The organism is Streptomyces sp. NPDC093261, assembly GCF_044753645.1.
Lineage (GTDB): Bacteria > Actinomycetota > Actinomycetes > Streptomycetales > Streptomycetaceae > Streptomyces.
Window position 1 is genome coordinate 576,123 of sequence record NZ_JBIVNO010000001.1, and the last position, 25,233, is coordinate 601,355.

Here is a 25,233-nt window from a genome sequence, read left to right on the forward strand (position 1 = left end):
CATTGTTCGGACGAGATACCGAACGATTCCCGTATCTGAAACTCCGAACAATGCGGGAACGCGGGATCGGCACAGAAATGACAAGGAGAAGTGCCGAATGCCGAGCCGATTGTTTTCCCGCCCATCCGCCCCGTCAAGACGCGGGGACCCCAACAGCCCGTGGTTTCCCTAGGATTGAGCCGTGAACGAGACGCCATGGGACCACCGGCCCGCCCCGTCCGTCCGTGTTCTGCTCGCGGAGGACCAGGGCATGATGCGCGGCGCCCTCGCGCTGCTGCTCGGCATGGAGGCGGACATCGAGATCGTCGCGCAGGTCGCGGCGGGCGACGCGATCGTGGACGCCGTACTGGCCCACCGCCCCGACGTGGCCCTGCTGGACATCGAACTGCCGGGCATGAGCGGCCTGGACGCGGCGGCCGTACTGCGCGAGCGGGCCCCGGACTGCCGGGTGCTGATACTGACCACCTTCGGCCGGCCCGGCTATCTGCGCCGCGCCATGGAAGCGGGCGCCGCGGGGTTCCTGGTGAAGGACGGCCCGGTGGAGGAGCTGGCCGCCGCGATCCGGCGGGTGCTCGCCGGGGAGACCGTCATCGACCCGGCGCTGGCCGTGGCGACCCTGAGCGCAAGGCCCAACCCGCTGACCGCGCGCGAGTGCGATGTGCTGAAGGCCTCCGTGGACGGGGCGACGGTCGCCGACATCGCCGCGAAGCTCCACCTCTCCGAGTCCACCGTGCGCAACTACCTCTCCTCCGCCATCGGCAAGACGGGCACCCGCAACCGCATGGAGGCGATGCGGGAGGCCCGGCAGCAGGGGTGGCTGTAGGGGCAGGCGAGGGGGCCGGGGGATGCCGGGGGGCCGGGGGAGGCCGGGGAACGCACGCCCCCAGTCCGTCCCCTGAGGGCGGATCCGCACGGCGGATCCTCAGGGTGGTCCCTGACGATGGATCAGGTCACGGGATGGTCAAGAATTCGTTAGCGGGCCAAAGCAACGGAATAGTTGCCCGTGCATACGAGGTTGACCCGGCAGATCTCGCACGCGGATTCCGTCGAACGACCTCGTCCGTACCTCTTCCCTTCCGGCCTGGAGGCCCCACCCCATGACGCACACGACGACCGACCAGCCCATACGGAGGCCGTCCGGCGCGATCGTGCCGGTGCTCGCCTTCGCGGGCATCGTGGTCGCGGTGATGCAGACGCTGCTGGTCCCCGTCATCAAGGACCTGCCCCAGTTGCTGGGCACCGCGCCCAGCAACGCCACCTGGGTCCTGACCTCCACTCTCCTGTCGGGCGCCGTGGCCACCCCGATCATGGGCCGCCTCGGCGATCTCTACGGCAAGCGGCGGATGCTGCTGGCCAGCCTGGCCGTGATGGTGATCGGCGCACTGGTCAGCGGGCTCACCGCCACCCTGCTGCCGATGATCGTCGGCCGTACGCTCCAGGGCTTCGCGATGGGCGCGATACCCCTCGGCATCGGCCTGATGCGCGACATGCTCCCCCGCGAGCGGCTGGGCTCGGCCATGGCCCTGATGAGCTCCTCGATCGGAGTCGGCGGCGGACTCGCGCTGCCCGCGGCGGCCCTGGTCGCCCAGCACTCCGACTGGCACGCCCTGTTCTTCGGCGCCGCCGGACTCGGCGCCCTCGCGATCGTCCTCACCCTGCTCGTCGTGCCGGAGTCCCCGGCGCGCGCCGGGGGCTCCTTCGACCTGCCGGGTGCGCTCGGCCTGTCCGCCGGTCTGGTGCTGCTCCTGCTGCCGATCACCAAGGGCAGCGACTGGGGCTGGTCGTCCGGCACCACGCTCGGCCTGTTCGCCGCGTCCGTCGTGGTCCTCGTCCTGTGGGGCCTGTTCGAGCTGCGCGTGGCCGCCCCGCTGGTCGATCTGCGCACCACCGCCCGCCGCGAGGTGCTGCTCACCAACCTCGCCTCCATCATGGTCGGCGTCTCGTTCTACGTCGTCTCGCTCGTGCTGCCGCAGCTGCTCCAGCTCCCCACCGCCACCGGCTACGGCCTCGGCCAGTCGATGGTCGTCGCGGGCCTGTGCGTGGCCCCGCTCGGTCTGACGATGATGTTCACCGCGCCGGTCTACGCCCGTCTGTCCGCCCGCTACGGCCCCAAGGTCACCCTGATCATCGGCCTGGTCGTCATCGCCGTCGGCTACGGCGGCGGCCTCGGCCTGATGGACGCCGCCTGGCAGACCATCGTGACCTCGGTGATCCTCGGCGCGGGCATCGGCCTCGCCTACTCCTCGCTGCCGGCGCTGATCGTCGGCGCGGTGCCGGCCTCGGAGACAGGCGCGGCCAACGGTCTCAACACCCTGATGCGTTCCATCGGCACCTCGGTCTCCAGCGCCGTCATCGGCATGGTGCTCGCCAACACCGCTCAGCATGTGAACGGCCTGGCGATCCCGACCATGCACGGCTTCCACGTCTCGTTCCTGATCGCGACCGGCGCGGTGGCGCTCGGCCTGCTGCTCGCCCTGTTCCTGCCCAGGCAGCGCCCCTCGGCCAGGCCGCAGCTCCGTGCGAGCAGCGAGGAGGACGCCAACCTGGAGCGGGCCGAGGAGATCCTTCGGGGCTTCCGCGGCCGGGTGCTGGACGCCGGGGGCTCTCCGGTCGCCCGCGCCAAGGTCACCCTGATCGACCGCCGGGGCCGCCAGGCGGGTGCCACGCTCTCGGCGGAGGACGGCAGCTATGTGCTGGCCGTGCCGGCGCAGGGTCCCTACGTCGTGGCCGCCCGGGCCGCGGGCCACGCCCCGCACGCCTCGTCGGCCACCCACACGGGCGACGACCGCCCGGTGGACCTGGATCTGTCGCTGCCGGCCGAGACCGTCTCGGCCTGACCGCCGCTCCCCCGGCCGAGACGGTCTCGGCCTGACCCCCGCTCCCCCGGCCGAGACGGTCTCGGCCTGACCCCCGCTCCCCGGCCGCACCCCCCGTCGCCACCGCGACGGGGGGTGCGGCAGCATGGGGCGCCTACAGGTCCGTACGGCGCCTTCGCCGCGGTACGCGCCTGCCCCCGCCTCCGACCGAAAGGACCCCCATGCCCGCGGCACCCTCCCCCGAGATCCTGGCCTCGTTCGAGGCCGCGAAGGGGTTCATGCCGCTGCGCGAGGGGCTCGCGCTGTACGAGGCCGCCATCGAGGCCGGGCGGCTGGGGCTGCCCCTGCTGGAGGTCGGCACCTACTGCGGGCGCTCCACGATCCTGCTCGCCGACGCGGCCCGCGCCGCCGGGGTCACGGCGCTCACGGTCGACCACCACCGCGGCAGCGAGGAGCAGCAGCCCGGCTGGGACTACCACGACCCGGAGACGGTCGACGCCGAGGTCGGCCTGATGGACACCCTGCCCACCTTCCGGCGCACCCTGCGCAAGGCGGGCCTGGAGGACCACGTGGTCGCGCTCGTCGGCCGTTCGCCGCAGGTGGCCGCGGTCTGGAACAGCCCGCTCGGCCTCGTCTTCGTCGACGGCGGCCACACCGACGAGCACGCGAACGCCGACTACGAGGGCTGGGCGCCCCATGTGGCCGTAGGCGGACTGCTCGTCATTCACGACGTCTTCCCGGAGCCGGAGGACGAGTTCACCGGGCAGGCCCCCTACCGCGTCTACCTCAGGGCCCTTGGGTCCGGCAGGTTCACGGAGGTCTCCGCCACCGACTCGCTGCGCGTCCTGAGGCGGACGCGGGCGGCGGGCGCGACGCGCGGTCAGGCTCCGGGCCCGCTCGACTCTTGAGGCGCCGGGGGCGTCTCGGCTCGCTCGACGGGCCTGAGACGCGCTTCAGGGCCGCCGAGGACGCTGTGAACCATATGAGCCTCTCGGCCTTCCGGTTGGACGATCAGGCCATGGTGACGCCGCACCCGGCACGGCTCGCCGGCCACGACTCCCCCCTGCTCCACCCGCGTCGTCGGGGCGCCGGCGGGATGTTCGACCGGTTCTCCGGGCACGCCGAGGAACTCTGGGGGCGAAGCGCGCCGGTCGGTTCGTCCTGATCGCCGGACACTGTGACGCGCCGAGGGCCCCGGCGGCGCCAGGACCCTGGGGTGCCCCTCGCCGCGGGCTCCGCCCGAGCGAGGACGCGGGGACGCCACAAGCACCACCGGCGCGAGAAGCGGGACGGCCGACAGGCGGAAACCAACCGCGGTCACGCCCGCTTCGCCCTCAGGCAGGCCATAAGGTGGCAGGCATGTCGTACGTTGGACCGGACTTCGATGCCCCCGGGCCCCGCCGCCGGCGTGGGCCGCTGATGGTCGCGGCCGCCGCACTGGTGCCGGCCGCCGTGCTCGGCTGGATGGTCTACGAGGCGGTGGCCGACAGCGGCGGCGGACCGGCCGGCGCGGCGCCCAGGACGGGCCCGCCCGCCGCCTCGGGCGCCCCGGGCGACGGCAGGCTCTCCAGTCCTCCCGCGATCTCCGCGGCCGGGTCCGGCTCACTCAAGGGCAAGGTCGTCCTCGTCGACCCGGGGCACAACCCCGGCAACTTCCGGCACACCGCCGAGATCAATCGCAAGGTGGACATCGGAACCAACCGCAAGGAGTGCGACACCACCGGCACGTCCACCAACTCCGGGTACACCGAGGCCCGGTTCACGCTGGATGTGGCGCGCAGGCTGCGCACGATCCTCGAACGGCAGGGCGCGACCGTGAAGTTCACCCAGGACGGCGACCGTCCCTGGGGGCCGTGCGTGGACGAGCGGGCGCACATCGGCAACGCGGCGCACGCCGACGCGGCCGTCTCCATCCACGCGGACGGCGCGGCGCAGGGCGACCGCGGCTTCCATGTCATCCTTCCGGCCTCGGTGCACCAGGGCCTGGCGGACACCCGCCCCATCGTGGGCCCCTCGCGCGATCTGGGCACCCGCATCCGGGACGCCTTCACCCACGTCACCGGCAGCCCCCTGTCGAACTACCAGGGCAACGGCACCGGTCTGGTCGTACGCAGCGATCTCGGCGGCCTCAACCTGTCCACCGTTCCGAAGGTGTTCATCGAGTGCGGCAACATGCGCGACAGCAAGGACGCCGCACGGGTCACCAGCGGAGGGTGGCGGCAGAAGGCGGCGCAGGGGATCTCTGAGGGAATCGTGAGTTTCCTGCGCGGGTAGCGCTCACCTGCACGGGCCCGGCGGACACGCCGGCCGGGCGGACGATAGTGTCGTCCCTGCGATGAGGGGCCGCCCGCGCGCTTCACACCGCGGCCCGAGGGCGACATGGTGACAGCGACGCCTCCACCGACGACGAGACGACAGACGAAGGACCCGAAGTGAATATCCGCTCCCTCACTAGAGGCGACGGCGTGGTGATCGGAGCAGCGGTACTGCTGTTCATCGCGTCGTTCCTCGACCTCACCGGCTGCGGCAGCACCGGCGCGCTCTGCGCCCAGGTCACCCTTCCCGACGCGTGGGACGACCTCGGCCTCGGGCTCGGCACGTACATGGCCGGGGTGATCGGGGGCGGGCTCGTCGTGTTCACCCGTCTGCTCCCCGCGCCGCGCAAGGTCGCGGGCCTGGAGCCGGGAGCCTTCGGGACCGCCCTGACCGTCGCCGCCGCCTGGGTGCTGCTGTGGACGCTGATCGACGCCAACGACGCGGGGGCCGGTCTCATCCTCGGCTTCCTCGCCGCCCTCGTGCTGGCCGCCGCGGCCATCGCCACCCCGCTCGTCCCGGCCCTCCAGGCCGCCCTCGTCCCCGCCCCCAAGCCCGCCGCGCCCCAGCCCTACGGCGCGCAGCCGGAGGCCGGCTACGGCTACCCGGGCGCCCAGCAGCCCTACGGCGGCCAGCCCCAGCAGGCACAGGCCTACGGCGGCCGGCCGCAGCCGGCGCCCGCCGCGGAGTTCTCCCCGTTCTGGTTCGCCGTCCCGGTGCCGCGCCCGCTGTACGCGGAGGACGGCTCGCCGGTGCCGATCGCCGAACTCGCCCCGGGCACCTGGTACCTGGCCGTCGAGCAGCGCGGCCCCGGCCTGGTCGCGCAGACGCAGGACGGCCGCCGCGGCGTGCTCCAGGACACAAGCGGCATCCAGCGCGGCTGAGTCGCGCGGCCGGACCGCTTCCGCACGGCCCCTCGCCCTTCCGGGCGGGGGGCCGTCGTCGTACAGTCGCACCTCCGGCAGCGCACTGACACACCGTCAGCCATGGACGTCTGGAGGCGCGATGCGGCTGGGACTGGCGCTCGGCTACTGGGGCCGCGGCCCCGCGGCGGACCACCTCACGCTGGCGCGGGAGGCCGAACGGCTCGGCTATGACTCCGTGTGGACCGCCGAGTCCTGGGGTTCGGACGCCTTCACCCCGCTGACCTGGATCGCCGCGCGGACGTCGACGATCGGGCTGGGGACGGCGGTCGCCCAGATGGCGGCCCGCTCCCCCACCGCCACCGCGATGCACGCGCTCACCCTCGACCACCTCTCCGGCGGACGCATGATCCTCGGCCTCGGTCTGTCCGGACCCCAGGTCGTCGAGGGCTGGTACGGACGGCCGTTCCCCGCCTCCCCGCTGACCGCGACCCGGGAGTACGTCGACATCGTCCGCCAGGTGCTGCGGCGCGAGGCCCCGGTGACGCTGGACGGGCGCTTCCACGGCCTGCCGTACCGGGGCGCGGACGGCACCGGTCTCGGGAAGCCGCTGAAGCCGATCACGCATCCGCTGCGGGCCGGCCTTCCCGTCCTGCTGGGCGCGGAGGGCCCGAGGAACGTGGCACAGACGGTGCGGATCGCGGACGGCTGGCTGCCGCTGTACTGGTCGCCGACGCGTCCGGAGGTGTACGAGGCGTCGCTGGCCGGACTGCGGGAGACCGGCGGGGAACAGGGCCCGCGCCCCTTCCGCATCGCGCCCATGGCCCGGGTCAGGGTCTGCGACGACGTGGCCGAGGGACTGCTGCCGGTGAAGGCGATGCTCGGCTTCTACATCGGCGGGATGGGTCACGCGGCCCACAACTTCCATGCCGATCTCATGGCGCGCATGGGCTACGAGGAGGAGGCGCACCGGATCCAGCGGCTGTTCCTGGAAGGCCGGCGGGAGGAGGCGGTGCTCGCCGTGCCCGACGCCTTCGCCGACGAGATCTCCCTCGTCGGACCGCGCGGGCGCATCGCCGAACGTCTGGAGCTGTGGCGCAAGGGCCCCGTCACGGACCTGCTGGCCCTGTCCCCCGACCCGCACACGCTCCGCGTGCTGGCGGAGCTGAACACCTAGAGCGGCCAGGGCACTTCGGGCCGCCGAGGGCGCCGTCGCGCGGCGCTGCGCGACGGCGCCCGGCCGGTGGCGGCGGCCCGGATCAGCCCCGGGCGAGCTGGGGCCCCGACGGCACCCGGTTGTGTACGGGGACGCCCGCGCTCTTCCCCGCTGCCTTCACCTTGCGGATGACGGCGTCGAAGGCGGCGACGGCCGACGCGTCGCCCTTGCGGAGCTTGCCCGGCAGATGCTTGAGCGAGTCGATGGACGCGCTGAGCGGTGCGAGGGCCCGGGCCAGCGCGGGATCGCCCTGGGCGTTGTGCCGCGCGCCCCTGAGCCGGTTGTAGACGAAGGTGCCCGCGAGGCCCGCCTTGAGCAGCGTGCTGCTGCGTCCCGCCGCGCCCTCGGCGAACGCACCGGCCTTCCACGGCTTCACGATCCACTGCTGGGCCGCCCCCGCCGCGAGGCCCGCGCTCAGCGTGAACCGGGACTTGGCGAGTTTCTGTCGCTGCGCCTGGGTGCTCGGGGAGGGCGAGGGGACCGTGACGTAGGCGGACACCTCCCGGGTGACGCTTCCGGGCCCGCAGGCGGCGGCGCCGACGAACAGGGTGCTGCACAGCGCGAGTGCGAGGGCTCGTATCGGCACGGGCACGGGGTCCTCCGGGTCCACCAGGGCGACTGCTCCACCGGCAGCCTCACCCGCCCCGCCCCGGCGCGCCGCCCCGGCGCGCCCGATCAGGTGAACCCCTTGTCCCACAAGGCCTTCGCGGCCCCGGCGCGTTTCAACGGAGGCCGACGGGCAATCCGAAGGGCATGTCCCCTCGATATCGCAACGGCGCCAATCAAGCCGGCACGGTCATAGCGGTCGTCGCCGATGTCATGGCCTTCATCCTGGGCCTGTGGATCCTGATGTACCTGCTGGACGCGAACCCGGGCAACGCCCTGGTGCGTTTCGTCCACGACACCGCCCAGTGGCTGGCGAGCTGGTCGCGTGACCTGTTCACCTTCGACAAGGCCTGGGCCCGCGTGGTCGCCGGGTACGGTCTGGCCGCGGTGGTCTACCTCTTCATCGGCCACGCCATCGCCAACCGCATCCAGCGCCGCTGAGCCACGCCCCCGAGCGCCGCTCGGCTCCGGTGACACCGCGCTCGCGTCCAGCGGCAAAGGCCTAGGCGCAGCAGTCCGGGTCCAGCCCCCTGGGCAGGCGCTCGCCGCCGAAGACCGCGCAGGTCGGCTCGTCGCCGCCGAGCGCCGCCACGGCCAGCAGGAGCGAACCCGCCGTCCAGGTGGTGAGTTCCCGCGGCCAGATGGCCTGGTCCTCGAAGACATAGCCGGTCCAGTACAGGCCCGTCTCCGGGTCCCTGAGGTGCTGGATGGACTGGAGGATCTCCAGCGCGCGGTCGGATTCGCCCATCGCCCACAGCGCCAGGGCGAGTTCGGCCGACTCGCCCCCGGTCACCCACGGGTTGGGGACGACGCAGCGCACCCCGAGCCCGGGCACCACGAAGCGCTCCCAGTCGGCCTCGATGCGCTCCTTGGCCTCCGCGCCGGTCACGGCACCGCCGAGGACGGGGTAGTACCAGTCCATCGAGTAGCGGCCCTTGTCCAGGAACCGCTCGGGGTGCCGTCGCAGGGCGTGCCGCAACGCGCCCACAGCCAGCTCCCAGTCCGGCTGCGGCTCCTCCCGCTGCTCGGCGATCGCGAGGGCGCAGCGAAGCGCGTGGTGGATGGACGAGCACCCGGTCAGCAGCGCGTCCGCGACGCCCGTGCCGTCGTCCTCACGCTTCCAGCCGATCTGCCCGCCGGGCTGCTGCAACCGGAGCACGAACTCCACAGCCGCGTACACCACCGGCCACATCCGGTCCAGGAACATGTCGTCGCCGGTGGCCAGGTAGTGGTGCCAGACGCCGACGGCCACATAGGCGACGAAGTTGGTCTCGCGGCCGCGGTCGGTGATGTCCTCCGGGTCTCCGTCGGCGTAGGCCGCGTACCAGGAGCCGTCCTCGTTCTGGTGCCGGGCCAGCCAGTCGTAGGCCCGCTCGGCCGCGGCGTGCTCGCCGGCCGCGTCGAGTGCCATGGCCGCCTCGACGTGGTCCCACGGGTCGAGGTGGTGCCCGCGGAACCACGGTATGGCTCCGTCCTCCCGCTGTGCGGCGAGGATCCCGCCGACGGTCGCGGCGGCCTGCTCCGCGGTGAGGACCCCGGGCAGGACGAGGTGTTCCGTCCGGGGAGTCGTCACTTGGCGGCCGCCTCGGCCTGCCCGGCGACGCGCGGCAGGTGCGGCTTGGTCGCGTAGGCCACGAAGCTCTTGCCGATCAGCGGGTTCAGGGCCTGCTCCGCGACCCGGGTGGCGAGCGGCTTCTTCATGATGTCCCAGACGAGGAGCTTGTGGTACGCGCGCACGGGCAGCGCCTTGTCGTTGTCGACGCCGAACGCGCACTTCAGCCACCAGTACGGCGAGTGCAGCGCGTGCGCGTGGTGCGTGCCGTAGGGCCTGAGGCCCGCCTCGCGGATCTTCGCCAGGAGTTCGTCCGCCTTGTAGATGCGGATGTGGCCGCCCTCGACCTCGTGGTAGGCGTCGGACAGGGCCCAGCAGACCTTCTCGGGGCCGTAGCGCGGCACGGTGATCGCGATACGGCCGCCCGGCCTGAGCACCCGGACCATCTCGGCGAGGACGCCCTTGTCGTCCGGGATGTGCTCCATGACCTCGGAGATGATCACGACGTCGAAGGACTCGTCCGGGAAGGGGAGCGCGAGGGCGTCGCCTTCCATGGCGGTCGCGGTGGCGCCCGCGGGGGCCTCACCGGCCTCCTCCATCGCGGCGAACCACTTGGCGACCTCGCGGATCTCCTCGCCGTTCTGGTCCAGGGCCACGACCTGGGCGCCGCGCCGGTAGCACTCGAACGCGTGCCGTCCGGCACCGCAGCCGAGGTCCAGGACACGGTCGCCCGGGGCGAGCGGGAACCGGGAGAAGTCGACGGTCAGCACGTAGCCCTGCTTTCGCGGTTGGAATCGACGTCGGACACTCGAGCGGCAGTCGCCCCGACGACGGCTTCACTGCCTGCGGAGGCGGCGGAGGGCGATCCCGCGCCCGCCGTCCCCGCCGCGGTCTCCATAGGGCCGGGAGGCGTGGCGACGGAGCGGCGGGCGGCCGGGCCGGCGGAGGCGGCGATCGCCTCGCGGTAGCGCACCGCCGTGCCCTCGGCCGCCTTGGCCCAGGTGAAGTGGCGCAGCACTCGCTGACGGCCCGCCGCGCCGAGCCTGGCCCTCAGTTCGGGGTCGCCGAGCAGCCGGCTCAGTCCCGCGGCGAGTGCGCCGGCGTCACCGGCCGGCACCGCCAGGCATGTCTCGCCGTCGGGCCCGGCGACCTCCGGTATGGCACCACCGGTCGTGGCCACCAGCGGCGTACCGGTCGCCATCGCCTCGGCCGCCGGCAGTGAGAAGCCCTCGTACAGCGACGGCACGCACGCCACCTCGGCCGAGCGCACCAGGTCGACCAGTTCGGCGTCCGAGATGCCCTTGACGAACTCGACGGCGCGTTCGAGCCCGTAGCGCTCGACCGCCTGCGCGACCGGGCCGTCCTGCGGGCGCTTGCCGACGACGACGAGGTGCGCCCCGGGGTGCTCGGTCCGCACCTTGGCGAGCGCCTCGATCAGGAAGACGAGTCCCTTGAGCGGCACGTCCGCACTGGACGTGGTCACGATCCGGCCCGGCACCTGCGGCACCGAGGGATCCGGCGAGAAAAGGTCGGTGTCGGCGCCGATGTGCACGACGTGGACGCGGTCCCGGTCAACGCCCAGGTGGTCCACGATCTCCTGGCGGGAGGTGCCGGAGACGGTGAGCACCGACGGCAGCCGGCGAGCCACCCGCTTCTGCATGCGGGTGAACGCGTACCAGCGCCGCACGGACGCCCGCCGCTTCCAGCCCTCGGCCGCGTCCAGCTCCAACTTCCGGTCCACGGTGATGGGATGGTGGATCGTGGTGACCAGCGGCGCGCCCACATCGCCCAACAGGCCGTAGCCGAGCGTCTGGTTGTCATGCACGATGTCGAAGTCGCCACGGCGGGAACGCAGATGGCGGCGGGCGCGCAGCGAGAACGTCAGCGGCTCGGGGAAGCCGCCGGTCCACATCGTCGCGACCTCGAGGGTGTCGATCCAGTCCCGGAACTCCTCGCGCCGCGGGGTGCGGAAGGGGTCGGGCTGGCGGTACAGGTCAAGGCTCGGCAGTTCGGTGAGGGACAGGCCCCGGAGGTCCTCGCCCTCGTCGAGCACGGGGTACGGCTGGGCGCCGATGACCTCGACCTGATGACCGAGCCGGGTGAGTTCGCGTGAGAGGTGCCGTACGTACACGCCCTGGCCGCCGCAGAACGGGTTTCCCTTGTACGTCAGGAGCGCGATGCGCAGCGGGCGGTCCCCGTCCGCGGCCGAGCCCTCCTCGGGACCTGCCTCCCTGGCCTCAGCGGTCACTCCCGGCCCCTTCTCCCTGCCATTTCCCGCGAGACTACGACGGGACGGTAATCTAGAACAAGTTACAGACTTGATCGTTGAAGAGGCTCTGAATCTACCGGCAGGTAAGGGCGGTGTGAGCAGTGGATCAGGTGATTCGCGCCACGGCGTGGGCCCCTGCCATGCTGTCTGATCACTCATTCTCACCGACTGTCACGGAACACGGAACGGGACCCATGCCAGCGGAAGCCAAGGTGCCATCCAGTACCGCGCGACCGGCGGCGCAGCCGGCCTCATCCCCACTCACCGAGCGGCAGGAGGCGCGCCGCCGCCGGATCCTGCACGCGAGCGCGCAGCTGGCCGGCCGGGGCGGTTTCGACGCGGTGCAGATGCGCGAGGTCGCCGAGTCCTCGCAGGTGGCCCTCGGCACGCTGTACCGCTACTTCCCGTCGAAGGTGCATCTGCTGGTCGCGACCATGCAGGACCAGCTGGAGCATCTGCACCGCACGCTCCGGAAGAAGCCGCCGGCCGGGGAGACGGCGGCCGAGCGGGTGGCGGAGACCCTGATGCGGGCCTTCCGCGCGTTGCAGCGCGAGCCCCATCTCGCCGATGCCATGGTCCGTGCCCTGACCTTCGCGGACCGGAGCGTCTCGCCGGAGGTGGACCAGGTGTCCCGTCAGACGACGGCGATCATCCTGGACGCGATGGGCCTGGAGGATCCGACCCCCGACCAGCTCGCCGCGGTCCGGGTGATCGAGCACACCTGGCACTCGGCGCTGGTCACCTGGCTCTCCGGCCGCGCCTCCATCGCCCAGGTGAGGATCGACATCGAGACGGTGTGCCGGCTGATCGACCTGACGGATCCGGCGGGCCAGGCCCGAGCGCGGGCATGAAAAAGACCTACGAGACAAGTTCTGACCGTCTTCTGATCTCTCGATCTTCCAACGTTTACTCGACCGTCGATGTCGGCCCAAGCGGAAATCGAAACTTCACGCCGAAGTCGGCTACTCCGGTTGAGTGTCTCCACTCATCCCGTAGGCACTTTTCAGTGTAGCTCCCGCACCTCGGGATGGAAGACCCCAAAAGAAGATTTTTTGAGCATTTCGGGCATCCGGCCCCCGGCCTCCGCCGCCCCTACTCCTCGGGCGGGAACACCGGCTCCCCGCTCCCCGTCAGCGTGATCAGGATCGCCTCCACGGGGCAGTTCTCCGCCGCCTCCAGAACCGGCTCACCCGCGTCGGCGTCCGGTTCCACGGGGTGGGACTGCCGGGCGGAGTCGAGACGGAAGGCGTCGGGTGCCCGGTGGACGCACTGCATGGAGCCGATGCAGAGCGTGCGGTCGACCTCGATGTGCCAGCGGTCGCCCATGCGCTACGCCTCTCCGTACCCGGCCGGCAGATGGATCGTCTTGTGCTCCAGGAACTCGCCGTAGCCCTCGGGCCCGAACTCCCGGCCCAGCCCGGAGTTCTTGTAGCCGCCGAAGGGGCCGAGCATGTCGAGGCTGAACGTGTTCACCGAGTACGTGCCGGTCCGCACCCGCCGGGCGATCTCGATCCCGTGTTCGGCGTCCGCCGTCCACACGCTGCCGCTGAGCCCGTACTCCGAGTCGTTCGCGATCTTCACGGCCTCGCTCTCGTCGCCGTACGGCAGCAGACAGATCACGGGTCCGAAGATCTCCTCGCGGGCGATGCGCATGGAGTTGTCGACTTCGCCGAAGAGGGTCGGCTCCACATACCAGCCGCGGTCCAGGCCTGACGGGCGCCCGCCGCCGGCGAGGACCTTGGCGCCCTCCTCCTGGCCGATCCGGATGTAGTCGAGGCTGCGCTGCTGCTGGCGCCTGGCCACCAGCGGGCCGACCTGGGTGGCCGCATCCAGCGGATCGCCGACCACGAGCGCGCCCGCCGCGGCGGCGAGGGCGCCGGCGAACTCGTCGTAGCGGGAGCGCGGCAGCAGGATGCGGGTCTGTGCCACGCACGCCTGGCCGTTGTTCATCCAGGCGGCCGGGACGATCCCCGCCACGGCCTGGGAGACATCCGCGTCGGGCAGCACCACGGCCGCCGACTTGCCGCCCAGCTCCAGGGTCACCCGCGTCAGGTTCCGCGAGGCGACCTCCATCACGCGCCTGCCCGCCGCCACCGAGCCGGTGAAGGACACCTTGTCGACGCCGGGGTGTCCGACGAGGTACTCGCTCACCTCGCGGTCCGCGGGCAGGATCGACAGCACGCCCTCCGGCAGCCCGGCCTCCCGGGCGATCTCGCCGAGGAGGTAGGCATCGAGCGGGGACTCGGGCGACGGCTTGAGCACCGCCGTGCAGCCGGCGAGCAGCGCGGGCGCGAGCTTGGCGGCGGCGACGAACTGGGGGACGTTCCAGGGCGCGACGGCCGCCACGACCCCGGCCGGCTCCCGCCGCACGAGGATCCTCCCGAGGACGCCGTCGCGCCGCTCCTCATGGGGGAAGGCCCGCGCGACCGTGATCGCCGCGTCCCAGACCATCATCGCGCCGAGCGCCTGCGCGAGGACGCTCCAGGAGTACGGGGAGCCGTTCTCGGAAGAGATCACGCGGGCGATCTCCTCGTGACGGGCGGCGACTCCGTCCTTGATCCTCGTCACGACCTCGATCCGCTCGTCGAGCGACGCCCTCGGCCAGGGGCCCTCGTCGAAGGCGCGGCGCGCGACGGCGACGGCCCGGTCGACGTCCTCGGGCGAGGCGTGCGGCACCCGGCCGATGATCTCCTCGGTGTGCGGGGAGACCACCTCGATCACGTCCCTGCCCAGGGGGTCGGTCAACTCCCCGCCGATGAACAGCTGTCCGTGTTCCACGAGCTCGGTCATGACCGGCTGCCTCCCCGGGACACTTGCTGACGATCCATCAGATGTCGTCGACACCAGAACTGTTACCAGTTCCGGCCGACGGAGTCCACGCACCGGTTCGATCGGGCTACTGTCGAAACGTGTTCTAGTTATAGTGGGCCGTAGGGCGGCGGACGGGGGAGCGCATGGCGTGGACGGCCGATCAGGGCGGGGGCGTACGCTCCCTCAGGGTTCCCATCCCGGACAACCCCCTCGGCCACACGCTGGTGTACGTCGTCGACACCGACCGCGGCCCGGTGCTGGTCGACACGGGCTGGGACGACCCGGACTCCTGGGACGCCCTCACCGACGCACTGACGACCTGCGGCACCTCGGTCGCGGAGATCCACGGCGTGGTGATCACCCATCACCACCCCGACCACCACGGCCTCTCGGGCCGGGTCCGCGAAGCCTCCGGCGCCTGGGTCGCGATGCACGCGGCGGACACCGCGGTCGTACGGCGCACCCGAGAGGCCCGCCCCGAGCACTGGTTCACCTACATGCGCGCCAAGCTCGCGGCGGCCGGTGCCCCCGAGGAGCACCTCGCGCCACTGCGCACGCCGCGCTCGCTGCCCGGCCTCTCCCCCGCCCTGCCCGACCGTGAGATCGTCCCCGGCGAGCTGCTCGACCTCCCGGGCCGCCGCCTGCGCGCGATCTGGACCCCGGGGCACACCCCCGGCCATGTCTGCCTCCATCTGGAGGAGGAGCACCCCGCCGGACTCCCGGGCCGCGGCCGTCTGTTCTCCGGCGACCACCTGCTGCCGGAGATCACCCCGCACATCGGCCTGTACGAGGACCTGGACGACACGACCGTGGTCGCCGATCCGCTCGGCGACTACCTCGACTCCCTGGAGCGCGTCGGCCGCCTCGCACCCGCCGAGGTGCTGCCAGCCCACCAGCACCCGTTCACCGACGCGCCCGCCCGCGTCCGGGAGCTGCTGGCCCACCACGAGGAGCGGCTGACGGGCCTGCTCGCCCTCCTCGGCACTCCGCTGACCCCCTGGCAGCTCGCCGAGCGCATGGAGTGGAACCGCCCCTGGGCACAGATCCCCTACGGCTCCCGCACCATCGCGGTCTCGGAGGCGGAGGCCCATCTGCGCCGACTGGTGAAACTGGGCCGGGCGGAGCCGGTACCGGGCACGGACCCGGTGGCGTACGCGGTCCTGTGAGGCCCTCGCGCCTCGCGGACCTTCCCTGGTACCAAGGCGTATGAACCCCATGGACCCCTTGGAGCACCTCCTCGCCGAACGTGCCTGCGAGCGCCTGATCCTCGACTTCGTCCACCGCCTCGACCTCGGCGAGCCCGCGACGGTGGCCGAGCTGTTCACGGCCGACGGCGGCTGGGAGTGGCCGGCGGGCGGGCGCCGGATCGAGGGCCGCGAGGCGCTGCGCAGGTACTTCGGCTCCCGCCCCGCCGACCGGCTCTCCCGCCGTCTGATGTCCAACATCCTGGTCACGCCTGCGTCCCCGGACACGGCCACCGCGACGTCGTACTTCACGACGTATCGCGTCGACGGGTACGACGGCGGCATGGTCCCGGCAGGACCGCCCACCCAAGTCGGGCACTACGAGGACACGTTCCGCAAGGTCGACGGTGTCTGGCTGCTTGCCTCCCGCGTCCTCTTCCTCCCCTTCGGCGGGGAGACGTCCCGGCTCACCCGCTAGTGCGCCTCTCACAGGGGCCTCCCAGGTCCGCTTTCACCGGCGGGTACAGTGGCCGGGTCGTTCTCACACCCGTACGGGGGGAAGCCGGTGCAAATCCGGCGCTGACCCGCAACCGTAAGCCGTCCCCGAGGCGGTGAGCCGGAACACCGCGTACGGAACGTGACCGGCTCACGCGCACCGGCGGCCCGCCGGTGTACGGCACCGTCGAGGTCTACGGAGCCGAGCCGCCCGGGGGATGCCCCGTGCCGCCCTGCTCCCGGACACCAAGGGAGAGGCATCCGCCCATCATGATCGTTCGCCGCAGCGCCGCGGTACTGGCCGCCATAGCCGCCGTCGCCGGGGCCCCCGCCTCGGCCTTCGCGGCCTCCCCCTCGCCGTCCGCCTCGCCGTCGCTGCCGTCCGGTCTCTACGGCACCGCGGACCCCACCTACGACGGTGTCTGGCGGCAGTCGCTCGCCCTGCTCGCCCAGCACACGGCCGGTGTGCGGCCCGCCGCCGCGGCGGTGGACTGGCTGACGGGCCAGCAGTGCGCGAGCGGCGCCTTCGCCCCGTACCGCCCGCAGCCGGCCGCGAAGTGCGACGCCAAGACGCCCGTCGACACCAACAACACCGCGGCGGCCGTACAGGCCCTCGCCGCGCTCGGCGGCCACGGAGCCGAGCGCGGCAAGGCGGTGGCCTGGCTGAAGTCCGCGCAGAACAAGGACGGCGGCTGGGGCTACACCGCGGGTGGCGCGAGCGACGCGAACTCGACGTCCGTCGTGATCGGGGCGCTCACGGCGGCGGGCGAGCGGCCCGAGGACGTCCGCAAGGACGGCAAGTCCCCCTACGACGCGCTGCTGAAGCTCGCGCTGCCCTGCGACGGCGACGGGGCGGGGGCCTTCGCCTACCAGCCCGACAAGAAGGGCGCGCTCACCGCCAACGCGGACGCCACCGCCGCGGCCGTGGTCGGCGCGCTGGGCAAGGGGCTCGCCGGGGAGAGGGCTCCGGCCCAGGGCACGGCCCCGGCGTGCGGGAAGGCCACCGATGCGCGCCAGGCCGCGCACAACGGCGCCGCGTACCTGCTCAAGGCCCTGGCCAGGGACCAGCACCTCACCTCGGCCCTGCCCGGCGCCAAGGACCAGCCCGACTACGGCAACACGGCGGACGCGGTGGTCGCCCTCGCCACCGCCGGTCAGGGCGAGCGGGCTTCCGGCGCCCTGCACTGGCTGGAGACCCACTCCGGGCCCTGGGCGCGGCAGAGCGGCCCGGCCGCGTACGCCCAGCTGATCCTCGCCGCGCACGCGACGGGCACCGACCCCCGTCACTTCGGCGGAACCGACCTGGTCACCGCGCTGAACGCGACGGGCCCGGCCCCGCAGGCGGCCGACGCCACCCAGAAGACCGACAAGACCGAGAAGCCCGGTAAGAAGGCCGACTCGGACTCCGCCTTCGGCGTGTGGTGGATCGTCGGCGTCTTCCTCGTCGCCGGCATCGGCATCGGCTTCCTGCTCAGCGGCCGCGGCAAGCGGCAGCAGCCGTGAGTCGCGTCCGTGCGGGCGCCCCGCTCCCGGCCGCACCGCTCCTGCTGCTGATGGCGGTGTGTGTGCTGCTCGGGAGCGCGGGCCGGGCCCAGGCCGTCGGCTACCGCTACTGGTCCTTCTGGGAGCGGAACGGCAACGCCTGGACGTACGCCACCCAGGGCCCCTCGGCCGGCCGCCCTTCCGACGGGGACGTACAGGGCTTCCGGTTCGCGGTGAGCGAGGACTCCGCGGACGCCACGAGGCCGCGCGGCAGCGCGGACTTCGCGACGATCTGCGCCGGCACGCCCGCCCGGGACGGTCACAAGCGCGTGGCCCTGGTCCTGGACTTCGGCACGGCGGCGGACGCCCCCACCGGCGAACGGCCGCCGGCCGAGCGCACGGCCTGCGCCCGCGTGCCCGGGGACGCGACGACGGCGGACGCCCTGGCCGCGGTCGCGGGCCCGCTGCGCTATGACACCAACGCCCTGCTGTGCGCGATCGCGGGGTATCCGGCCAAGGGCTGCGGCGAGCAGGTGAGCGCCGGGCAGGACCGGAACCCGGCGCAGGGCACGGCCCATCAGGGGCAGTCGAAGGCACAGGCGCCGGCGAAGGGCACGGCGCACCACGGCCCGTCGGTGGGCGTCCTCGCGGGCGCCGCCGCCGTGGCCGCGCTGGGCGCGGCGGCGGTGTGGCAGGCGCGCCGCCGGAGGGGCTGACGGTGGCGGCCCGTCCCGTGCGCGGCGGGCCGGCCGTGCATCCGGGCGCCTGGTGGCTGTGGGCCCTCGGACTCGCCACCGCCGCGACCCGCACCACCAACCCGCTGCTGCTGGCCCTCCTGGTCGCGGTGTCCGCCTATGTCGTCGCGGCCCGCCGCACCACCGCCCCCTGGTCCCGCTCCTACGCCGCCTTCGCCAGGCTCGGCCTCGCCGTCCTCGCCATCCGGCTGCTGTTCACCGTGGTCCTCGGCTCGCCCATCCCGGGCACCCACACCCTGTTCACCCTCCCCGAGGTCCCGCTCCCGCACTGGGCGCAGGGGATCCGCCTCGGCGGCCGGGTCACCGCGGAGAGTCTCGTCTTCGCCCTGTACGACGGTCTGCGGCTGGCCACGCTGCTGATCTGCGTGGGCGCCGCGAACGCCCTGGCGAACCCCGCCCGGCTGCTGAAGGCCCTGCCGGGCGCGCTGTACGAGGCGGGGGTGGCGGTCGTCGTCGCGCTCACCTTCGCCCCGCATCTCGTCGCCGACGTACGGCGGCTGCGCGCCGCACGCCGGCTGCGCGGCCGGCCCGACCGGGGGCTGCGCGGTCTGCTCCAGGTCGGACTTCCGGTTCTGGAGGGCGCATTGGAGCGTTCGGTGGCGCTCGCCGCCGCGATGGACGCGCGCGGCTTCGGCCGCACCGCGGCCGTCCCGCCGGCCGTCCGCCGCACCACCACCGCCCTCACCCTGGGGGGGCTGCTCGGCGTCTGCGCGGGCACCTACGGACTGCTGACCGCGGAGGGGGCCGCCTACGGGCTGCCCGTCCTGCTCGCCGGTCTCCTTGCCGCCCTCGCCGGGCTGCGGCTGGGCGGCCGCCGCTCGCCGCGCACCCGCTACCGCCCCGACGCATGGGACGCGCGGGCGTGGCTGGTCGCCGGCTCCGGGATCGCCGCCGCGGCGCTCCCGGCCGTCTGGGCCGCCTACGACCCCGCCGCCCTGCACCCCGGTGTCGTCCCCCTGGCCGCCCCGGCGCTGCCGCTGCTCCCCGCCGCGGCGGTGCTGCTCGGCCTGCTGCCCGCGTTCGTCACCCCCGCCCCCGAGGAGTCCGTGTGATCCGCTTCGAGAAGGTCTCCGTGACATACGACGGAGCGGCCGAACCCGTGGTGCGGGACATCGACTTCGAGGTCCCGGAGGGTGAACTGACGCTCCTGGTCGGCCCGTCGGGGGTCGGCAAGTCGACGGTGCTCGGCGCGGTCGGCGGGCTCGTCCCGCATTTCACGGGCGGCACCCTGCGCGGCCGGGTCACAGTGGCCGGCCGCGACACCCGCACCCACAAGCCGCGCGAACTCGCCGATGTGGTCGGCACGGTGGGGCAGGATCCGCTGTCCCACTTCGTGACGGACACCGTCGAGGACGAACTCGCCTACGGGATGGAGTCGTTGGGGCTCGCCCCGGACGTGATGCGACGGCGGGTCGAGGAGACCTTGGACCTGCTCGGGCTGGCGGGCCTGAGGGACCGGCCGATCGCCACCCTCTCCGGCGGCCAGCAGCAGCGCGTGGCCATCGGCTCGGTCCTCACCCCGCATCCCCGGGTCCTCGTCCTCGACGAGCCGACGTCCGCGCTGGACCCGGCGGCGGCCGAGGAGGTCCTCGCCGTGCTGCAACGGCTCGTCCACGACCTCGGCACGACGGTCCTGCTGGCCGAGCACCGCCTGGAGCGGGTCGTGCACTACGCCGACCGCGTCGTGCTCCTCCCGGCTCCCGGCGCCCGCCCGGTCCTCGGCACCCCGGCGGAGGTCATGGCGGTCTCCCCGGTGTATCCGCCGGTGGTGGACCTCGGCCGGCTGGCGGGCTGGTCCCCGCTCCCCCTGACCGTCCGCGACGCCCGCCGCCGCGCGGGCGCCCTGCGGGAGCGGCTGGCGGAGGCGGTACCCGCACCGCGCGAGACCGGGCGCCCGCGCCGGATCGCGCACCACGATCCGGTGCCCGTCCCCGCCCCGCGCCGCTTCCTGCGCCGACACACCCCGGCACCCGTCGCCGGGGAAGTCATGGGAACGGACACTCCCGCGAGGCCCCTCCCCGCCGCGGTCGTCGAGTCACTCGGCGTCCGCCGTGGCCGCGTCGAGGCCCTGCGCCATGTCGACCTCACCGTAGGCCCGGGCGAGACCATCGCCCTCATGGGCCGCAACGGCGCCGGGAAGTCCACGCTTCTCGCCGCGCTCGTCGGGCTCGTCGAACCGGCCCGCGGCCGGGTACGGGTCGGCGGCGCGGTGCCACACCGCACGGCCCCGCGCGACCTGGTGCGCCGTGTGGGCCTCGTACCGCAGGAACCCCGGGACCTGCTGTACGCGGACACGGTGTCCGCCGAGTGCGCGGCGGCCGACCGGGACGCGGGCGCCGCCCCGGGAAGCTGCCGGGCCCTGGTCTCCGAACTGCTGCCCGGCGTCGCGGACGCCACCCACCCGAGGGACCTGTCGGAGGGACAGCGGCTGGCGCTCGCGCTCGCCGTCGTGCTCACCGCACGCCCCCCGCTGCTTCTCCTGGACGAGCCGACGCGGGGTCTCGACTACGCGGCGAAGGCCCGTCTGGTGGCCGTGCTGCGCAGGCTCGTCGCCGAGGGCCACGCCCTCGTGCTGGCCACCCACGACGTGGAACTGGCCGCCGAACTCGCGCACCGCGTGGTGATCCTCGCGGACGGCGAGGTGGTCGCCGACGGCCCCGCCGCCGAGGTGGTCGTCGCCTCCCCGTCGTACGCGCCCCAGGTGGCGAAGGTCCTCGCCCCCCAGCGGTGGCTCACGGTCGCCCAGGTCCGGGAGGCACTGTCCTCATGAGCCGTCCTTCCCCGGATCCGGTCACGGCCTCCGCGCCGGGAGCCGGCACGCCCTCCGGGCCCGTCGCGTCCCCGCAGGCCCGTCCCGTCCGCCTCGGCCCCCGGTCCGTCGCCGCCCTCCTCCTGGTGAGCGTGGTCGGTGCCGTCGGTTTCACCTGGCCTCTGTTCGCCGACCCTGCCTCGGGGCTCGGCGCGCACGCCCAGGACGCCCCCTGGCTCTTCGCCGGGCTGCTCGTTCTGCTCGTCGCCGTCGTGGCGGCGGCGGTCTCCGAGTCGGGGCTCGGCCCGAAGGCCGTCGCCATGCTGGGCGTACTCGCCGCGACCGGCGCCGCCCTGCGGCCGATCGGCGCGGGTACCGCGGGCCTGGAGCCGATGTTCTTTCTGATGGTGCTGAGCGGGCGGGTGCTCGGGCCGGGCTTCGGGTTCGTGCTCGGCAATGTGACGATGTTCGCGTCCGCGCTGCTGACGGGCGGGGTGGGCCCGTGGCTGCCGTTCCAGATGCTGGCCATGGGGTGGTTCACGCTGGGCGCGGGGCTGTTGCCGGGCCCCGACCGTCTGCGCGGGCGGGGCGAGGTGGCGCTGCTCGCCGGGTACGGGTTCCTCGCCGCGTTCGCGTACGGCACGGTGATGAACCTGGCCGGCTGGCCCTTCATGGGGGCGCTCGCCTCGAGCATCGCCTACGACCCGCACGCCCCTCTCGCCACCACTCTCGCCCGCTTCCTGGCGTACTGCCTGGCCACCTCCCTGGGCTGGGACCTGGGCCGCGCCCTCCTCACGCTCGTGCTGACCTGCTTCCTCGGCCCGGCCGTCCTCAAGGCACTGCGCCGGGCGACCCGCCGTGCGGCCTTCGAGAGCCCGGTGGCCTTCGACCCGCACTAAGGGGTCCGCAACCCGCGCCGTGTCGCCGCCGAAGCCGAGGTGCGTGACCGGGGCATCCGCGAAAGGCTGAAGTCAGCGCCCGCCACGGCGCCTGTAGCGGAGCAGTCAGATGGCGACGAACAACCCGGATCGGCCGTCGGCGCCCACGGAACCGGCAGAACCGGCGGCATATCGCAGGCCCTGGCCGCATTCCTGGGCCGGCGACGGGGGACTCCTGCTCCTCAGACTGGTCTTCGGACTGCTGATGGCCGGGCATGGCGCCCGGAAGCTGTTCGGAATCTTCGGAGGCGAGGGCCTGACGGCCACCGGCGACTATTTCGCCTCCCTCGGTTTCCATCCGGGCACGGTCTTCGCCCTGGTCGGCGGTCTCTCCGAGTTCCTCGGCGGCCTCGGCCTGGCTCTCGGGCTGCTCACCCCGCTCGCCTCCGCCGCCCTGATCGGCGTGATGATCAACGCCATGGCCACCGTCACCTCCGCCCATGGCCTGTGGGAGACGGAAGGCGGCATGGAGTACAGCATCGGCATCGCCGCCGTCGCCCTCGCCGTGGCCGCCCTCGGGCCCGGCCGGCTGTCGTTCGACCGGTTCTTTCCCTGGGCCAGGGGCGGCTGGGTCCCGGCCGCGTTCGCCCTCGGCCTCGGCGGCATCGGCGCCGCGATCACACTCAGCCTGTGACGGGGCCCGGCTCACGGCACGTTACGCGTGCGACGCCGGTCACATCCCACCCTCCGCGCATGCGGCCTGGCTCACACTGCCCGGTTTCTCCCCGTATACCCGCTATACCCATTCCGTCACCCAAACCGTGACGAGCCCCACGTGACCACCGTCACCTACGACGCGGGGCCGTAGGTCAAACCGCCGCCATGCACCCATCAATGAGCCCCCTGACCTGCGCATTGAGACCCACGTCACACAGGGGGCCTTACTCGCGGATGCGGCCACAACTAGTAAAAGGGGGCATTGCGGACAGGTTTTCCACCTGCTTCTCTGGATGACGTCGCAGGGCGCCACGAACCCACCGGGTCGCGGCGCCGGTGCATACCCCCACCGCCTCCGCGTGGTTCCGGCATGTCTGCGACTCCCCGTCCCCAACGAATGAGGTTTCTCTGTGTCCGTCTCCTTCATCCGCCGCATCGCCTCCCCGAAGAAGGCCGTCGCCGCCACCGCCCTCGCCGCTGCCGCGGCCGGCCTGGCGATGACCTCGGCGCCCGCTCAGGCCGCCACCCCCGCTTCGGCCTCCAACGCTCAGGCGATCGCGCACCAGATGATCCCGGACGCCACGCAGTTCGCCGCGTTCAACAAGATCGTCTCCCACGAGAGCGGCTGGAACGTCCACGCCACCAACGCCTCCTCCGGTGCCTACGGCCTGGTCCAGGCGCTGCCGGGCTCCAAGATGGCGTCCGCCGGTGCCGACTGGAAGACGAACCCGGCCACCCAGATCAAGTGGGGTCTGAACTACATGAACTCCCGCTACGGCAGCCCCGCCGCCGCGTGGAACTTCTGGTCCACCCACCACTGGTACTGACAGAGCCGAACGCAGTGACTGCGAAGGCGGTGACCCCGATCCGGGGTCACCGCCTTCGGCGCGTTCGCCTCCCCGCTCAGGTGCGGCACTCGAACCACACGGTCTTGCCGCCCGAGGGTTCGCTCTCCACGCCCCACTTGTCGACCACCGCGTCCAGCAGAAGGAGCCCGCGACCGCCCTCAGAGTCCTCCGGCACCTCGGTCCGGGCCGACACAGGCGCGGAGAACCCGTCGGTCACCTCCACTCTCACCCCCTCCGTCTGCCGCAGCACCAGCACCGTGCACCGCCGGTCCGGCACATGGCGTACGACGTTGGCGACCAGCTCGGACACGCCCAGCTCAGCGGCATCGGCCAACTCAGCCATCCCCCATTCACACAGGAACGAGCGGACGACGCGCCGGATGTGCCGCGCCGAATGCTCGCCGACGGTGAGGCGCATGCGGTACCGGGTGGGGCGGGGCTCTAACAGCGCGGGGGGAATGTAGTCGTTCACGGCACAAGGTTGACCTGCCGCGACTACGCTGCGCTACAGACGGGATACAACCGGTGCCGCTGTGGACCGGGTTGTCGCGAGAGGGGGCTCCACGTGACCCACATCAACGTCCTCGACCCGGGCGCCTCACCGCTCGACTACTACGGGTTCGAACTGCGCCGCCACCGGGAGGCCGCGGGGCTGACCCAAAGGCAGCTCGGGGACATCATCAACTACACCGGTTCGCTGGTCGGCCAGATCGAAACGGCCAGAAAGCTGCCGACGGCGGAGTTCAGCGAACGGGTGGATGCGGCGCTGGGTACGGGTGGGTTGCTTTCGCGGCTGGTCGGGCTGGTGATGCGGAGTCAGTTACCGGCGTGGTTTCAACAGGTGGCGGAGTTGGAGGCACGAGCTGGGGAGATCTTCACCTTCCATACGCACCTGGTGCACGGCTTACTCCAGACGAAGGGGTACGCGCGCGCCGTCCTGGGCGCCCTGGAGCAAGCCGACCTCGACGACCGTGTCGCCGCCCGCCTGGCGCGGCAGCGCATCTTCGAGAAGGGCGGACCGCCGGTCTTCTGGGCGGTGATCAGTGAGGCCGCACTGCACCAGGCGACCGGTGGCCCAGGCGTTATGCGGAATCAACTGGCGCGCCTGGTTGCGTTCGAGGGCAATCCGCGGATCAACGTACAAGTACTGCCATTCTCGGCTGGAGCGCATGCGGGCCTGCAAGGCTCGTTCGACCTCTTCCGCTTCACGAACGATCCGGACATCGTCTACACCGAGGGCTACGGCAGCGGACATCCGACTGCTAATCCGGACACCGTCAAAGACTGCTCGCTCCGTTACGATCATCTTCAGGCCGCCGCACTCTCCCTCAGAGACTCGGCGGAGCTGATCCGGCGCGTAATGGAGGAACGCTATGGAGAGCAATGCGACTCTGGCGGGGATCCAGTGGCGTAAGTCCAGCTACAGCGGGGACCAGGGAGGCTCCTGCGTCGAATGCGCACCCCTCGGCGGCCTCGCCTGGCGCAAGTCGTCGTACAGCGGCGATCAGGGCGGCGAGTGCGTAGAGATCGCCGAGACCCCGTGCGCCACCGTGGCCGTACGGGACTCCAAGACCCCCGCCGGCCCGGTACTCGCCTTCCCGCCCGCCGCGTTCGCCACCTTCGTCGGCTGGGCCGCAGCCGCACGCTGACCTGGAGGGAGGATGTGGGCCAGGGACACT

Annotated in this window: 27 protein-coding genes and 1 riboswitch; of the genes, 20 read left to right on the plus strand and 7 right to left on the minus strand. The window is 72.7% G+C overall.

What is annotated here, in order from left to right; genetic code table 11:
- Nucleotides 1-181: 181 nt before the first annotated feature.
- The 7 genes from ACIP94_RS02635 to ACIP94_RS02665 all read left to right on the plus strand — a co-directional run bounded on the left by ACIP94_RS02635 (nt 182) and on the right by ACIP94_RS02665 (nt 7,169).
- Nucleotides 182-823 carry a response regulator gene (locus ACIP94_RS02635; protein WP_402418459.1) on the plus strand — a complete coding sequence of 214 codons (642 nt, stop codon included), beginning with the start codon at nt 182-184 and terminating at the stop codon, nt 821-823.
- A 274-nt stretch (nt 824-1,097) separates the two neighbouring features.
- Nucleotides 1,098-2,837 carry an MFS transporter gene (locus ACIP94_RS02640; RefSeq protein ID WP_402418462.1) on the plus strand — a complete coding sequence of 580 codons (1,740 nt, stop codon included), beginning with the start codon at nt 1,098-1,100 and terminating at the stop codon, nt 2,835-2,837.
- 200 nt (nt 2,838-3,037) lie between these two features.
- Nucleotides 3,038-3,724: a class I SAM-dependent methyltransferase gene (locus tag ACIP94_RS02645; RefSeq protein ID WP_402418465.1), complete on the plus strand. Its 687-nt coding sequence runs from the start codon at nt 3,038-3,040 to the stop codon at nt 3,722-3,724.
- 110 nt (nt 3,725-3,834) lie between these two features.
- Nucleotides 3,835-3,981, plus strand: a complete 147-nt coding sequence (locus ACIP94_RS02650) for a hypothetical protein (protein WP_402418468.1) — start codon at nt 3,835-3,837, stop codon at nt 3,979-3,981.
- Between the two features lie 194 nt (nt 3,982-4,175).
- Nucleotides 4,176-5,090: an N-acetylmuramoyl-L-alanine amidase gene (locus ACIP94_RS02655; RefSeq protein ID WP_402418471.1), complete on the plus strand. Its 915-nt coding sequence runs from the start codon at nt 4,176-4,178 to the stop codon at nt 5,088-5,090.
- Nucleotides 5,091-5,248: 158 nt separating this feature from the next.
- Nucleotides 5,249-6,013, plus strand: a complete 765-nt coding sequence (locus ACIP94_RS02660) for a DUF5336 domain-containing protein (protein WP_402418473.1) — start codon at nt 5,249-5,251, stop codon at nt 6,011-6,013.
- Nucleotides 6,014-6,134: 121 nt separating this feature from the next.
- Complete coding sequence (locus ACIP94_RS02665) at nt 6,135-7,169, plus strand: LLM class F420-dependent oxidoreductase (RefSeq protein WP_402418476.1); 1,035 nt, start codon at nt 6,135-6,137, stop codon at nt 7,167-7,169.
- Between the two features lie 82 nt (nt 7,170-7,251).
- Here ACIP94_RS02665 and ACIP94_RS02670 read toward each other — a convergent pair whose 3' ends face one another.
- Nucleotides 7,252-7,794 (minus strand): hypothetical protein, encoded by a 543-nt coding sequence (locus ACIP94_RS02670; protein ID WP_402418479.1) that lies wholly within the window; start codon nt 7,792-7,794, stop codon nt 7,252-7,254.
- A gap of 167 nt (nt 7,795-7,961) precedes the next feature.
- Here ACIP94_RS02670 and ACIP94_RS02675 point away from each other — a divergent pair, with 167 nt between their 5' ends.
- Nucleotides 7,962-8,255, plus strand: coding sequence for a hypothetical protein (locus ACIP94_RS02675; RefSeq protein WP_402418482.1), 294 nt, complete (start codon nt 7,962-7,964; stop codon nt 8,253-8,255).
- Between the two features lie 61 nt (nt 8,256-8,316).
- On the opposite strand, the gene ACIP94_RS02680 is transcribed toward ACIP94_RS02675, so the two are convergent.
- Genes ACIP94_RS02680 through ACIP94_RS02690 form a run of 3 tightly spaced genes read right to left on the minus strand, consistent with a single transcriptional unit; the run spans nt 8,317 to nt 11,614 of the window.
- On the minus strand, nt 8,317-9,387 hold the full coding sequence (locus ACIP94_RS02680; protein WP_402418485.1) for a prenyltransferase/squalene oxidase repeat-containing protein: 1,071 nt from the start codon (nt 9,385-9,387) through the stop codon (nt 8,317-8,319).
- Nucleotides 9,384-10,136 carry a class I SAM-dependent methyltransferase gene (locus ACIP94_RS02685; protein WP_402418488.1) on the minus strand — a complete coding sequence of 251 codons (753 nt, stop codon included), beginning with the start codon at nt 10,134-10,136 and terminating at the stop codon, nt 9,384-9,386. The genes ACIP94_RS02680 and ACIP94_RS02685 overlap by 4 nt, the downstream gene beginning before the upstream one ends.
- On the minus strand, nt 10,130-11,614 hold the full coding sequence (locus tag ACIP94_RS02690; protein WP_402418490.1) for a glycosyltransferase family 4 protein: 1,485 nt from the start codon (nt 11,612-11,614) through the stop codon (nt 10,130-10,132). The genes ACIP94_RS02685 and ACIP94_RS02690 overlap by 7 nt, the downstream gene beginning before the upstream one ends.
- Nucleotides 11,615-11,829: 215 nt before the next feature.
- Between ACIP94_RS02690 and ACIP94_RS02695 the strand changes: the two genes are divergently transcribed.
- The gene (locus tag ACIP94_RS02695) at nt 11,830-12,486 is read left to right on the plus strand and encodes a TetR family transcriptional regulator (protein ID WP_402418493.1); all 657 of its coding nucleotides are present in this window, start codon (nt 11,830-11,832) and stop codon (nt 12,484-12,486) included.
- Between the two features lie 241 nt (nt 12,487-12,727).
- On the opposite strand, the gene ACIP94_RS02700 is transcribed toward ACIP94_RS02695, so the two are convergent.
- Nucleotides 12,728-12,961 carry a ferredoxin gene (locus ACIP94_RS02700; RefSeq protein ID WP_402418496.1) on the minus strand — a complete coding sequence of 78 codons (234 nt, stop codon included), beginning with the start codon at nt 12,959-12,961 and terminating at the stop codon, nt 12,728-12,730.
- 3 nt (nt 12,962-12,964) lie between these two features.
- Nucleotides 12,965-14,425: an aldehyde dehydrogenase gene (locus ACIP94_RS02705; protein WP_402418498.1), complete on the minus strand. Its 1,461-nt coding sequence runs from the start codon at nt 14,423-14,425 to the stop codon at nt 12,965-12,967.
- Nucleotides 14,426-14,589: 164 nt separating this feature from the next.
- Here ACIP94_RS02705 and ACIP94_RS02710 point away from each other — a divergent pair, with 164 nt between their 5' ends.
- The 9 genes from ACIP94_RS02710 to ACIP94_RS02750 all read left to right on the plus strand — a co-directional run bounded on the left by ACIP94_RS02710 (nt 14,590) and on the right by ACIP94_RS02750 (nt 23,533).
- On the plus strand, nt 14,590-15,612 hold the full coding sequence (locus ACIP94_RS02710) for an MBL fold metallo-hydrolase (protein ID WP_402418500.1): 1,023 nt from the start codon (nt 14,590-14,592) through the stop codon (nt 15,610-15,612).
- Nucleotides 15,613-15,661: 49 nt separating this feature from the next.
- Nucleotides 15,662-16,108: a nuclear transport factor 2 family protein gene (locus ACIP94_RS02715; protein WP_402418503.1), complete on the plus strand. Its 447-nt coding sequence runs from the start codon at nt 15,662-15,664 to the stop codon at nt 16,106-16,108.
- Nucleotides 16,109-16,148: 40 nt separating this feature from the next.
- Nucleotides 16,149-16,277, plus strand: a riboswitch (cobalamin riboswitch).
- Between the two features lie 118 nt (nt 16,278-16,395).
- Nucleotides 16,396-17,628, plus strand: a complete 1,233-nt coding sequence (locus tag ACIP94_RS02720) for a prenyltransferase/squalene oxidase repeat-containing protein (RefSeq protein WP_402418504.1) — start codon at nt 16,396-16,398, stop codon at nt 17,626-17,628.
- A gap of 50 nt (nt 17,629-17,678) precedes the next feature.
- On the plus strand, nt 17,679-18,323 hold the full coding sequence (locus tag ACIP94_RS02725) for an SCO2322 family protein (protein WP_402420331.1): 645 nt from the start codon (nt 17,679-17,681) through the stop codon (nt 18,321-18,323).
- 2 nt (nt 18,324-18,325) lie between these two features.
- The gene (locus ACIP94_RS02730) at nt 18,326-19,414 is read left to right on the plus strand and encodes a CbiQ family ECF transporter T component (RefSeq protein WP_402418506.1); all 1,089 of its coding nucleotides are present in this window, start codon (nt 18,326-18,328) and stop codon (nt 19,412-19,414) included.
- Nucleotides 19,411-21,132 carry an ABC transporter ATP-binding protein gene (locus ACIP94_RS02735; RefSeq protein ID WP_402418509.1) on the plus strand — a complete coding sequence of 574 codons (1,722 nt, stop codon included), beginning with the start codon at nt 19,411-19,413 and terminating at the stop codon, nt 21,130-21,132. The genes ACIP94_RS02730 and ACIP94_RS02735 overlap by 4 nt, the downstream gene beginning before the upstream one ends.
- Nucleotides 21,129-22,010, plus strand: a complete 882-nt coding sequence (locus ACIP94_RS02740) for an ECF transporter S component (protein ID WP_402418512.1) — start codon at nt 21,129-21,131, stop codon at nt 22,008-22,010. Before ACIP94_RS02735 ends, ACIP94_RS02740 begins: the two co-directional genes overlap by 4 nt.
- 109 nt (nt 22,011-22,119) lie before the next feature.
- Nucleotides 22,120-22,683 (plus strand): DoxX family protein, encoded by a 564-nt coding sequence (locus tag ACIP94_RS02745; RefSeq protein ID WP_402418514.1) that lies wholly within the window; start codon nt 22,120-22,122, stop codon nt 22,681-22,683.
- Between the two features lie 433 nt (nt 22,684-23,116).
- Nucleotides 23,117-23,533 (plus strand): transglycosylase SLT domain-containing protein, encoded by a 417-nt coding sequence (locus tag ACIP94_RS02750; RefSeq protein ID WP_402418517.1) that lies wholly within the window; start codon nt 23,117-23,119, stop codon nt 23,531-23,533.
- A gap of 76 nt (nt 23,534-23,609) precedes the next feature.
- On the opposite strand, the gene ACIP94_RS02755 is transcribed toward ACIP94_RS02750, so the two are convergent.
- On the minus strand, nt 23,610-23,897 hold the full coding sequence (locus ACIP94_RS02755) for an ATP-binding protein (protein ID WP_402418520.1): 288 nt from the start codon (nt 23,895-23,897) through the stop codon (nt 23,610-23,612).
- A gap of 222 nt (nt 23,898-24,119) precedes the next feature.
- On the opposite strand from ACIP94_RS02755, the gene ACIP94_RS02760 reads away from it, so the two are divergent.
- Nucleotides 24,120-24,968 (plus strand): helix-turn-helix domain-containing protein, encoded by an 849-nt coding sequence (locus tag ACIP94_RS02760; protein ID WP_402418523.1) that lies wholly within the window; start codon nt 24,120-24,122, stop codon nt 24,966-24,968.
- The gene (locus ACIP94_RS02765; RefSeq protein WP_402418526.1) at nt 24,928-25,203 is read left to right on the plus strand and encodes a DUF397 domain-containing protein; all 276 of its coding nucleotides are present in this window, start codon (nt 24,928-24,930) and stop codon (nt 25,201-25,203) included. The genes ACIP94_RS02760 and ACIP94_RS02765 overlap by 41 nt, the downstream gene beginning before the upstream one ends.
- Nucleotides 25,204-25,233: the final 30 nt, after the last annotated feature.